The sequence below is a fragment of the Tabrizicola sp. genome (assembly GCF_036781545.1).
In the GTDB taxonomy this organism is placed as follows: Bacteria; Pseudomonadota; Alphaproteobacteria; order Rhodobacterales; family Rhodobacteraceae; genus Tabrizicola.
This window is the reverse complement of sequence record NZ_DAIQAT010000123.1, coordinates 1-10,487: the sequence shown is the minus strand read 5'-3', so window position 1 is coordinate 10,487 and position 10,487 is coordinate 1. Positions and strand designations below refer to the sequence as shown.

10 protein-coding genes are annotated in these 10,487 nt (G+C 68.2%); 3 read left to right on the top strand and 7 right to left on the bottom strand.

Going from position 1 to position 10,487, the window contains the following annotated elements; all coding sequences use genetic code 11:
* The 4 genes from V7Q39_RS15550 to smc all read right to left on the bottom strand — a co-directional run.
* Positions 1-975, bottom strand: a 975-nt coding sequence (locus V7Q39_RS15550) for a 2Fe-2S iron-sulfur cluster-binding protein (RefSeq protein WP_333817522.1), incomplete at its 3' end; no start/stop codon positions are given.
* A complete protein-coding gene (locus V7Q39_RS15545) occupies positions 972-1,256 on the bottom strand; it encodes a sarcosine oxidase subunit delta (protein WP_333817521.1) in 285 nt (94 codons plus the stop codon). The genes V7Q39_RS15545 and V7Q39_RS15550, both read right to left, overlap by 4 nt.
* Positions 1,257-1,268: 12 nt before the next feature.
* Complete coding sequence (locus V7Q39_RS15540) at positions 1,269-2,519, bottom strand: sarcosine oxidase subunit beta family protein (RefSeq protein WP_333817520.1); 1,251 nt, start codon at positions 2,517-2,519, stop codon at positions 1,269-1,271.
* A gap of 589 nt (positions 2,520-3,108) precedes the next feature.
* Positions 3,109-6,564, bottom strand: a complete 3,456-nt coding sequence (smc, locus tag V7Q39_RS15535; protein ID WP_333817519.1) for a chromosome segregation protein SMC — start codon at positions 6,562-6,564, stop codon at positions 3,109-3,111.
* A gap of 201 nt (positions 6,565-6,765) precedes the next feature.
* On the opposite strand from smc, the gene V7Q39_RS15530 reads away from it, so the two are divergent.
* Positions 6,766-7,224, top strand: a complete 459-nt coding sequence (locus V7Q39_RS15530) for a GNAT family N-acetyltransferase (protein ID WP_333817518.1) — start codon at positions 6,766-6,768, stop codon at positions 7,222-7,224.
* On the opposite strand, the gene V7Q39_RS15525 is transcribed toward V7Q39_RS15530, so the two are convergent.
* Positions 7,203-8,258: an NAD(P)/FAD-dependent oxidoreductase gene (locus V7Q39_RS15525; RefSeq protein WP_333817517.1), complete on the bottom strand. Its 1,056-nt coding sequence runs from the start codon at positions 8,256-8,258 to the stop codon at positions 7,203-7,205. The two genes, V7Q39_RS15530 and V7Q39_RS15525, sit on opposite strands and share 22 nt — an antisense overlap.
* Before the next feature lie 44 nt (positions 8,259-8,302).
* Between V7Q39_RS15525 and mnmD the strand changes: the two genes are divergently transcribed.
* Entirely contained in the window at positions 8,303-9,004 is a 702-nt protein-coding gene (gene mnmD, locus V7Q39_RS15520) for a tRNA (5-methylaminomethyl-2-thiouridine)(34)-methyltransferase MnmD (protein WP_333817516.1), read from the top strand.
* On the opposite strand, the gene V7Q39_RS15515 is transcribed toward mnmD, so the two are convergent.
* Positions 8,965-9,204, bottom strand: coding sequence for a helix-turn-helix domain-containing protein (locus tag V7Q39_RS15515; protein ID WP_333817515.1), 240 nt, complete (start codon positions 9,202-9,204; stop codon positions 8,965-8,967). The genes mnmD and V7Q39_RS15515 overlap by 40 nt on opposite strands.
* Positions 9,204-9,734, bottom strand: coding sequence for a DUF2975 domain-containing protein (locus V7Q39_RS15510; RefSeq protein ID WP_333817514.1), 531 nt, complete (start codon positions 9,732-9,734; stop codon positions 9,204-9,206). The genes V7Q39_RS15515 and V7Q39_RS15510 overlap by 1 nt, the downstream gene beginning before the upstream one ends.
* Before the next feature lie 66 nt (positions 9,735-9,800).
* Here V7Q39_RS15510 and V7Q39_RS15505 point away from each other — a divergent pair, with 66 nt between their 5' ends.
* Positions 9,801-10,355: a hypothetical protein gene (locus V7Q39_RS15505; protein ID WP_333817513.1), complete on the top strand. Its 555-nt coding sequence runs from the start codon at positions 9,801-9,803 to the stop codon at positions 10,353-10,355.
* Positions 10,356-10,487: the final 132 nt, after the last annotated feature.

Sequence of the window (10,487 nt, the reverse complement as noted above, 5' to 3'; positions counted from 1 at the left end):
GACGCGCTCACCCGCCTTGGCGCCCCAGCGGTTCGCATAGGCCCGTAGCGCCCCCGCCAGCATGATGCCGGGGCGGTCGTTGTTCTCGAAGGCGACGGGGCGTTCGGTGGCGCCCCCGGCGAGGATCGCGCGCTTGCTGTAGATGCGCCACAGGATCTGGCGGGGCTTGCCCTTTACGGGAATGGCAAGGTGGTCGCTGACCCGTTCGACCGCACCATAGATGCCGTGGTCGAAGGCACCGATGACCGTGGTTCGGGTCATCAGCCGGACATTCGGCAGCGAGGCCAGCTCCGCCACCACGCCCGACGCCCAGTCCGCGCCATGCGCCTGGCCGACAGAGAGAGTCTCGGCATTGAGGCGACCGCCCATGCGGAAGTCCTCGTCCGCAAGGATCACCCGTTTGCCTGCCCGCCCGGCGGTCAGGGCGGCCATCAACCCGGTCGGACCGGCCCCGATGAGCAACAGGTCGCAATGAAGGAAGCCCTTGTCGTAGTCGTCTGGGTCTTCCTCGCGCGTGATCGAGCCAAGCCCTGCCGCGCGGCGGATGATCGGCTCATAAAGCTTTTCCCAGAAGGACTTGGGCCACATGAAGGTCTTGTAGTAGAAGCCCGCCGCGAAGAAGGTGGAGAGCTTGTCGTTGATCCCCATCGCGTCGAAGCGAAGGCTGGGCCAACGGTTCTGGCTGCGCGCGTCGAGGCCGTCGAAAAGCTCTGCCACCGTGGCGCGGGTGTTCGGCTCCTGCCGTCCGCCGCTGCGCAGCTCGACCAGCGCGTTCGGCTCTTCCGAGCCGGAGGAGATCGGCCCGCGCGGGCGGTGGTACTTGAAGCTGCGGCCCATCAGGCGGACACCGTTCGCCAGGAGCGCAGAGGCCAGCGTGTCGCCGGGATGACCCTGGTAGGGAATGCCGTCGAAGGTGAAACGGAGCGTCTTCGTGCGGTCGATCTGGCCGCCTTCAATGCGATGCGACTGGCTCATTTCGACCGCCCCTTGCTGCGCGCCACGTCGCGCGCCAGTTCAACCCGTGTGATCTCATGCGTGACGGTATTGCGGGTGACGACCAGCCACGACCGGTCACCCTGTTCGTGATACCAGAGCTCGCGATGTTCGCCCGCCGGGTTGGTCCGCTGGTAGAGATAGTCGTGGAAGGCCTCGACGCCCGCGGTCATGCCGTCGGGCCGTTCGATGAGGCTGGCGTCGCCGAGGTAGACGAATTCCTGCGCGTCGCGCGGGCCGAGGATCGGATGTTGAATGATCATTCGTGTTCGCCTTCAATGCAGGTTCGGCTGGGCGCCCTGGCCCTTTTCGTCGATCATCAGCCCTTTGAGGAACCGGTCGAACCGATAGGCCGTGGCGGTCTTGTGGGGTTCGTCCTTGGCCAGAAGATGCGCGAAGCACCAGCCCGAGGCCGGGGTGGCCTTGAAGCCGCCATAGCACCAGCCGCCGTTGAAATAGAGCCCCTCGACCCCGGTCCTGTCGATGATCGGCGAGCCGTCCATCGACATGTCCATGATCCCGCCCCAGGTCCGCAGAAGCCGCACGCGACCGATGGCGGGCATCAGCGCCATGCCGCCCTCGGCGACGTCCTCGATCACCGGCAGGTTGCCGCGTTGGGCATAGGAGTTGTAGCCGTCGATATCGCCGCCGAAGACAAGGCCGCCCTTGTCGGACTGGCTGACGTAGAAATGCCCGGCGCCGAAGGTCATCACCCCGTCAATCAGCGGCTTCAGCCCTTCGGAAACGAAGGCTTGCAGGACGTGGCTTTCCATCGGCAGCCGCATTCCGGCATGGGCCATCACCTTCGAGGACGACCCGGCGACAGCGACACCCACCTTCTTGGCGCCGATGAAGCCGCGCGTCGTCTCCACCCCCCGGATGCGACCATTCTCGATCCGCATCCCCGTCACTTCGCAGTTCTGGATCAGGTCGACGCCCCTCTGGTCCGCGCCGCGCGCATAGCCCCAGGCCACCGCGTCGTGCCGCACCGTGCCGCCGCGCGGCTGCATCAGCGCACCCTTGATCGGGAAGCGGGCGTTGTCGAAGTTGAGCCAGGGATACATCGCGCGCACTTCGTCGCGGCTCAGCATCCGCGCGCCGGCGCCGTGCAGGATCATCCCGTTGCCGCGCCGGGTGAAGGCATCGCGCTGCGCGTCGGTGTGGATCAGGTTGATGATGCCGCGCTGGCTGACCATGGCGTTGTAGTTGAAATCCTGCTCCAGCCCTTCCCAGAGCTTCAGCGAGAATTCGTAGAACGGTTCGTTCCCGTCGAGGAGGTAGTTCGAGCGGATGATCGTCGTGTTCCGCCCCACGTTGCCGCCGCCGAGATAACCCTTCTCCAGCACCGCGATGCGGGCCTGGCCGAATTCCTTGGCAAGGTAATAGGCCGTGGCCAGCCCATGGCCGCCGCCGCCGATGATGATGTAGTCGTATTCGGCCTGGGGGGTGGGGTCGCGCCAGACGGGTTTCCAGCCCTTGTGGCCGGTAAGTGCCTCGGCAATGACCCGAAATCCGGAATAGCGCACGGCGGTCCTCCTGCTTCTGGGCTGTTCTAGGCCCGTTCAGTCAGAGGGGGCCACCGGTTTTCGCCATCGCTGCAGTCGTTTTCGCCACCGCCACTGTTCGTGATGGATCAGGGGGCGGCCGCAGCTTCGACCGCCGCGAAGGGCGACCAGGTCGGCGGAAGTTTGGCGACCTGTTCCTGTGCCCAGGCGAAGAGGACGAGGATCGTGGTAGCGGAGAGAAGCATCTGCATGGCAAGCCTCAGGACGATATGTTCACGTCCTGTTCTGCCCGATTCTGCTTGCCAACCCGTTAACCATGCGCCCAGGTCGGGCTTTACAATTTGGCAAGGAATGCTCATCATTCTGGGCATACGGTAGCTGCTTTCTTTCAGGGTCCTCACCTTGAAAACGACCCGGCGGAGTTGCTGCTCCGCCGGGTCTCCTTCATTTCAGGGTCAGGCCCCGATCAGAAGGCGGATGATTGCGATCAAAAGCATTGCTGCCGCGATCGCCACCATCCAACTCCGATAGCTTTTCTCTCCCAGTTTCCTCACCTCCGTTCACCGCAAAGGGTTGCGGCGGGATCTAGGGCGGGAAGGTTAACCGGGGCTTACGCCACCAGCGCCTCCGCCTTCTTCAGGTCGACAGACACCAGCTGCGATACTCCCTGTTCCTGCATCGTCACGCCGAACAGGCGGTCCATCCGCGCCATGGTCACGGCGTGATGGGTGATGATCAAAAAACGCGTCTCGGTGCGACGGGTCATCTCGTCCAGCAGATCGCAGAAGCGGGTGACGTTGGCGTCGTCCAGTGGCGCGTCGACCTCGTCCAGCACGCAGATCGGGGCGGGGTTCGCGAGGAACACGCCGAAGATCAGTGCCAGCGCGGTCAGGGTCTGCTCGCCGCCCGACAGAAGGGAGAGCGTCGCCAGCTTCTTGCCCGGCGGCTGGCACAGGATCTCCAGCCCCGCCTCCAGCGGATCGTCGGATTCGACCAGCACCAGCCGGGCCTCGCCGCCGCCGAAGAGATGGGTGAAGAGAGTGGAGAAGTTGGCGTTCACCTGCTCGAAGGCGGTCAGCAGGCGCTCGCGACCCTCCTTGTTCAGGCCCGCGATCCCGGCGCGGAGCTTCTTCACCGCCTCTTCCAGGTCGGACTTTTCGGTGGCCAGCGCGTCATATTCGGCCTCGACCGCTTTGGCATCCTCCTCGGCACGCAGGTTCACCGCCCCCAAGGCCTCGCGCTGGCGCTTCAACCGGCTGACGTCATGGTCCAGCGTTTCGGCATCGGGCATTTTGTCGGGGTCGGTGCGCAAGGAGGTGAGGAGTTCATCTGGCGTCCGGTCATCTTCCTCGGCGATACGTTCCGCCGCCAGCGCCACGCCTTCGCGCGCCGCGTCCAGCCGCGCTTCCGCCCGGGCGCGGGATTCGCGGGCCTCGCCGGCCAGCCGTTCCGACTCGCGCTCGGCCATCGCGGCGTCGCGCAGGGCGCCCTCGGCCCCGGCCAGGGCATCCGCCGCCTTGCGCCGCCGCTCCTCGGCCGCGTCGATGGCCTCGACCAGTTCGTCCCGCTTGGCGGCGATCTCCTCGGGCGCGAGCATCGCTTCGGCCAGTTCCTCCTCGGTCTCGGCCCGGCGCTCGGTCAGTTCCTCAGTACGGCGCGAGGCGGTTTCCAGCCGGTGCTTCCAGCCGGACAGTTCCTTCACCGCCTCCTGCCGCCGCCTGACGCGCGCCTCGCCCTCGCGGCGCACTTCGTCCTGATGCGAACGGCGGGTCATCATGGTGATCCGGGCGGCCTCGACGGTGATCTTCGCGGCCTCCACCGCCCCCCGCGCAGCATCCAGATCGCCGAGGTCCGACACCGCCGCCTCGGCCTCTTTCAGCCGGGCGCGGGCGGCCATCGCCTCGTCCTCGAAGCGGCTGACGGCAAGCTTCGCGGCTTCCAGCTTGCCCCCGGCGATGGAACGATCGGCTTCGGCCCGCGCCAGCGCCCGGTTCGACTCAGCCAGACGGGCATCGGCGGCCCGGCGGGCGTCGCGGGCGCGCTGGTCGGCGCTGGCCAGCTCCGCCAGCCGCGCCTGCAAGGCCTCATGCGCCTGCCGCGCACCATCGGCCCGGGCCGCGACCTCTTCCAGATCGCGCTTCAACTGCACCAGACGGTTCAATTGCTGCAAGCGCAGGGCGGCGGCAGAGGGCGCATCCTCGGCCCCGGCGCGGAACCCGTCCCAGCGCCAGAGATCGCCCTCGACCGAGACAAGGCGCTGGCCGGGGCGCAGCGCGGCTTGCAACTGAAAACCCTTTTCACGGCTGACGAGCCCGATCTGCGACAGGCGCCGCGCCAGCACCGCCGGGGCCTTCACCCGTGTGGTCAGCACCTCGGCTCCGGCGGGAAGCGGCTGAGGATCGTCATAACCCGGCAGCACTGCCCAGCCCGACCGGGCATCGCCGGCAACCTCGGGCGCGCGCAGGTCGTCGGCCAGCGCCGCGCCCAGCGCCTTCTCATAGCCCGGCTCCACCTCCAGCCGGTCCAGCAACTGATGCCCGGCCTGCGCCTCGCGCTCCACCAGCCGCGCCAAGGCCGCGACCTCGGCCCGCAGCGCATTGGCCTCGCCCTCGGCGGAAGAGCGCGCCGCCCGCGCCTCGGCCTCGCGGCCCTGCGTTTCGGCGCGCGCAGTCTCGGCGGCCTCCAGTGCAGCCTCGGTCGCTTCGCCTTCGGCAAGGGCCGCTTCCTGCGCCTCCTCGGCGGCCTCGAAGGCCTCGCCTGCCGTGTCTACCGCGTCCGCAGCCGCCGTCACCGCCTCGCGCGCCGACGCAGCCTGTTCTTCCGCCCGGTCCAGCACCGAGCGCGAATCGGCCAGCATCCTTTGGGTCGACTGATGCCGCGCCGCCAGCCGCGCCGCATCCTCGGTCAGCTCGGAGAGCGAGGTCTCGCGTTCGGCCAGCACCGCCCCGGCCTCGCGCGCGGCTTCCACCGCTTCGGCCAACTTCTCGTCATGCCCGTCATGGGCGCGGGCCAGCTGCTCGATCTCCCAGTCCAGCCGCCCGATCACCTCGCCCGCATCGCGGTTCAGGCCCGCCTCGCGTTCCATGTCGCGCGACAGCTGGTCGATGCGACCGCGCAGGGCGTCGATCTGCGCCAGCGCGCGGGCCTCCTGGTCGCCCAAGGCATCACGCTGCAACACCAGCCGTTGCAGGATGGCGGAAGCAATCGCCTCTTCCTCGCGCTTCGGCGGCAGCGCATCCTCGGCCGCTTCCCGCGCCTTGCCCGCGCCGCGTGACGCCGCCTCGGCCTGCCCTTGCGCGATCAACCGCTCGCGCAGGGCCCCCTCGGCCTCTGACCGCGCCTGATCCGCCTCGCGCCAACGCCGCCAGAGCAGCATCCCCTCCGACTTGCGCAACTCCTCGGAGATCTCGCGATAGCGCGCCGCCTGTTTCGCCTGCCGGGTCAGCACGGAAAGCTGTTGCGCCAGTTGTTCCAGCACATCGTCGACGCGGGTCAGGTTCTGTTCCGTCCCCGCCAGCTTCAGCTCGGCCTCATGCCGCCGCGCGTAAAGCCCGCTGATCCCTGCCGCCTCTTCCAGCACCCGGCGGCGGGCCTTGGGTTTGGCGTTGATCAGTTCGGAAATCTGCCCCTGCCGCACCAGCGCCGGGCTGTGCGAGCCGGTCGAGGCATCGGCGAACAGCATCTGCACGTCGCGCGCCCGCACGTCCTTGGCGTTGCAGCGATAGGCCGACCCCGCGTCGCGGGTGATCCGGCGGACGATCTCGATCTGGTCGGAGTCGTTGAAGCCAGAGGGCGCCAGCCTGTCCTGGTTGTCCATCACCAGCGCGACTTCGGCGAAGTGCCGGGCGCCCCTTGTGGCGGCGCCGTTGAAGATCACATCCTCCATCCCGCCGCCGCGCATCGCGCTGGGACGGTTCTCGCCCATCACCCAGCGCAGCGCTTCCAGCAGGTTGGACTTGCCACAGCCGTTCGGTCCGACCACGCCGGTCAGCCCCTCATGGATCACCAGATCCGTGGGGTCGACGAAGCTTTTGAAGCCGTTCAGGCGCAGTCTGGTCAGGCGCACGGAATACTCACGAGTCGGGTGCGCGATGTTCCTGCCCGGGGGCACAGGAGTCAACCCGACGCCCCGCATCTGGGCGGTTCACCCCGGTTTATCCCCAAGATGTTGCGGCTGGCTTCCTCTTGGCGCAAATACTTTCCGTGGGTGCGGGGGTGGAAAACTCCCGCCCTTGCCGCCCGCCCCGCGCTGCGGCAGTCTGGCGCGATGACACCCCGGCTTGCCACCGACCCCGCCCTATGGCCCCCGATCCTCGCGCTTCTGCACGAGGCCTTCGCCTATATGGAGGGTCGGATCGACCCGCCCTCCTCGCTGCGTGACCTGACGCCCGAGGCGCTGACCAGGCAGGCGGAAGCGGGCGAAATCTGGATCATCGGTACGCCGGTGGCCTGTGTGTTCCTGACGCCAAAGCCGGGCGCGCTGTATGTTGGCAAGCTGGCGGTCGCGGCCAGCCATCGGGGCCAGGGTCTGGCCCGGACGCTGATCGACCAGGCCGAGGCGCGGGCACGGGAGCTGGGGCTGCCGGCGCTGGAATTGCAGACGCGGATAGAGCTGGTGGAGAACCAGTCCGTGTTCCTGGGGATGGGGTTCGAGGAAGTCAAACGGACGGCGCACAAGGGTTATGACCGGCCGACCTCGATCACCTATCGGCGGGCGGTTTTCTGAACCAGCGCCTCCAGCCGGAAGTCCGGCGGGATCGAGTCTCGACCCTCCAGCACAAGGTCCGCCATCGCCTCGGCCACTTTCGGGGCCATGCCGAAGCCGATCTTGAACCCGCCATTGGCGACGAAATGCCCCGCCCGCCCCGGCCATGCGCCGAGAAGCGGCGCGCGGCTGGCGGCCTTGGGGCGGACCCCGGCCCAGCGGGCAACGACCTCAGCCCCGGCCAAGGCGGGGACGGCGGCGGCGACCTTCTCCAGCAGGGCATCGAGTTGCCCGTCCGGACCGTCCTGTTCCCAGGCGGTTTCCGAGGTGGAGCCGATGGCGACCGTCCCGTCGGCATGGGGCACGATATGCAACCCGTCGACGAAAAGCTGCGGCTGGTCGCTTGCGTCATGGCGCAGGGCCAGCGCCTGACCCTTCACGCCCGACCCGAGCGGGGCGCCGAAGGCCTGCGACAACTCCGCCAGCCCCGCGACGCCGGTGGCGTGGATCACCGCGCCCGCCTCCTCGCCCTCGCCAACCACCAGATCGGCACCGGAGGCCCTGAGCGCGTGAAGCAGTGCCGCCAGCCCCATCCGGGGCGACAGCCGGGCCGAGAGCGTGTCATGCACAAGCCAGCCGGAAGGCGTCTGCGGCTCCCACGCGCCGCCCGTCGCCGGGATCACTTGCCACTCCGCCCTGCCCTGCCACAGGCTTGCCGCCTCGACCGCACGCCGCCGCGCCGCCCCGACCGCCCGGTCGTCGGCGAGGGGTTGCAGACGGCCCAGCCTTGCGTAGCCCGACGGGAGGCCAGACGCCGCCTCGACCGCGGCCCACCAGTCTGCAGCCATCAAAAGGCTTTCCAGCTGGAAGGCCTTCTTCGCATTCCAGGCCTCGGGCACATGCGGCGACAGCGCACCGATCAGACCGCCCGACGACCCCGCGCCCCAGCTGGCGGCCTCGATCACCCGCACCCGGGCACCGCGCTGCAGGCAGGCCCAGGCGATGGAGAGGCCGAAGATACCTCCCCCGCGCACGGTCACATCCACCCTTGCCATTCGCCTGCCTCAAGCCCATCACACCGGCGAAAGGACTACCGCCGATGGCCAGCCCTCACCAGCCCCCCGCTCTCGACTGGCGCGACGGGATGATCCCGGTCTCGCGCCGGTTCGACGACCCGTATTTCTCGCTTGCGGGAGGCCTGGACGAGACGCGGCATGTGTTCCTGACCGGGAACGGCTTGCCGGGGCGATTCCGTGACGGGTTCCGCATCGCCGAACTGGGCTTCGGCACCGGGCTGAACCTGCTGGCGGTTCTACTGGCGCATCAGGGGCCGGGGCATGTGTCCTACACCAGTTTCGAGGCCTTCCCGATGCCCGCCCCGGACATCGCTCGGGCGCTGGCGGCCTTCCCCGAAGTCGCCGGGGTGACGGAGCCCTTCCTGAAGCAATGGGAGGGGGGGCAGACCACGCTGCACTTCCCGAACCTGACGGCGACGATCCTTCTCGGCGACGCGCGCGCGACGCTGGCCGGATGGAGGGGGCAGGCCGACGCCTGGTTCCTCGACGGGTTCTCTCCGGCCAAGAACCCCGAGCTTTGGTCACCCGATCTGATGAGGCAAGTCGCCCGCCACACGGCACCCGGCGGCACCTTCGCCACCTATACCGCTGCCGGCCATGTCCGCCGCGCGCTGTCGGACGCGGGCTTCACCGTCACCCGCGCGCCCGGCTTCGGGCGTAAGCGGCACATGAGCACAGGCATCCTTCAGCCCCCCACCACCGCTTCCAGGATATCGCCGGGCTGACAGTCCAAGGCGGCACAGATCGCGGCCAGTGTGTCGAAGCGGATGCCCTTCACCTTGCCGGATTTCAGCAGCGACAGGTTCTGCTCGGTGATCCCCACCTTCTCGGCCAGCTCGCGCGAGCGCATCTTGCGGCGGGCCAGCATCACGTCGAGCCGGACCACGATCTGGACAGAGGCGGGCTGGACAGAGGCGGGCTGCATCAGACGAACCCCTCGTTCTCCGCCTTGACCTCGGCGGCCTCGCGCATCGCCCAGCCGATCGCGGCAAGAAGGCCCGCCGCCATCAGGAAGCCGAGGGTGCCTGTGTCGAACCCGATGAAAAGCGTCTTCTGCCGGGCGTGCCAGCTGAGGATCAGGGTTTGCACCGTTGGGACCACAATGGTGAAGGCGGCCACGATCACCATGTTCCGGCCGATGCTCAGGATAGTGTCGGCATTTTCTCGGGTGAGGACCTCGCCCGCGCGGTAGGCGGCGAACAGCCTCACCATTCCGCGCAGGGCGGCGACCATCGGCAGAAGCGAGATCAGCGCGACCGATGCGACCAAGCCCGCCTGCAGGGTGCTGACAGGGGTGTCCGCAGCCACCAGAGGCGCGCGGGACAGGAGCGAGGCCGGATCGTTCACCCCTTGGCCGGCATAGATCAGCACGATAACCGGCAGAAGCACCGACAGGGCCAGCGCGCCGCGGTATAGCAGGTTCGAAAGGTTTTGTAGGCGGTGATGGTCGGACATGGCCTCCCCTTTCAAGATGATTATTTATCGTATAACAATAAATTTTAGCCGTCAAAGGAGATTCTGATGTTCCGACCCCTGCCGTTCGCCGCCAGCCTGGTCTTGGCCGCCTGTTCCGCCATCGTCCCTTCCACCGCCGCTCGACTGGCCAGCTTCGACCCGCTGACCGCCGACCCTGCGGCCATCGAACTGGCGGTGATCCTGCCGCCCGGTCTTGCCGTCAGCCCTGGCAGCGCGACACTGGAGCTGTCCGCCGACCGGGGCGCCCAACATCGCAGCGGCACCTTCCGACTGGCCGACCACGCGGCACCGGGCATCGCTGTGCCCGCAGGCGCGACCGCGCGGGGCTTCGTCATTGCCGAAGCCGATGTTGCGCGGATGCGTGCCCTGCAAACCGAGATTGCCGGCTGGAAGGCGACGGGCGCGGCGAAGGGCTCGCTCGGCCTTGGCATCGGCGGCTGTGCCATCGGGGAAGGACCCGCGCCGGACGCCACCGGATCGGTGCTGATCCGGGTGCGGAAGAATGGCCCCTTCCTGCCGCTGATCGCCGACGGCAAGCTGGTTGACCTGCTTGGCCCCGAGGTGCTTGCGGCGATCAAGCCTTGCCAATCCGCCGGATAGCGCGTACCCGCCCGCCTTCGGTTGAGATTGCCCGCCCCCGGTGCTAGTCTTGTCCGCAAGGCTCGGCGCGGGGGCCTCTTGTCCGCGCTTCCCTGGAGGACAAGGTCCTGTCGCATTCTGATCCCGCCACCG

Coding starts and splice junctions, on each gene's coding strand:
- V7Q39_RS15545 (WP_333817521.1), bottom strand. CDS start 1,256: ATGATCATTCAACATCCGATCCTCGGCCCGCGCGACGCGCAGGAATTC.
- V7Q39_RS15530 (WP_333817518.1), top strand. CDS start 6,766: ATGACACCCCGGCTTGCCACCGACCCCGCCCTATGGCCCCCGATCCTC.
- V7Q39_RS15525 (WP_333817517.1), bottom strand. CDS start 8,258: ATGGCAAGGGTGGATGTGACCGTGCGCGGGGGAGGTATCTTCGGCCTC.
- mnmD (WP_333817516.1), top strand. CDS start 8,303: ATGGCCAGCCCTCACCAGCCCCCCGCTCTCGACTGGCGCGACGGGATG.
- V7Q39_RS15515 (WP_333817515.1), bottom strand. CDS start 9,204: ATGCAGCCCGCCTCTGTCCAGCCCGCCTCTGTCCAGATCGTGGTCCGG.
- V7Q39_RS15510 (WP_333817514.1), bottom strand. CDS start 9,734: ATGTCCGACCATCACCGCCTACAAAACCTTTCGAACCTGCTATACCGC.
- V7Q39_RS15505 (WP_333817513.1), top strand. CDS start 9,801: ATGTTCCGACCCCTGCCGTTCGCCGCCAGCCTGGTCTTGGCCGCCTGT.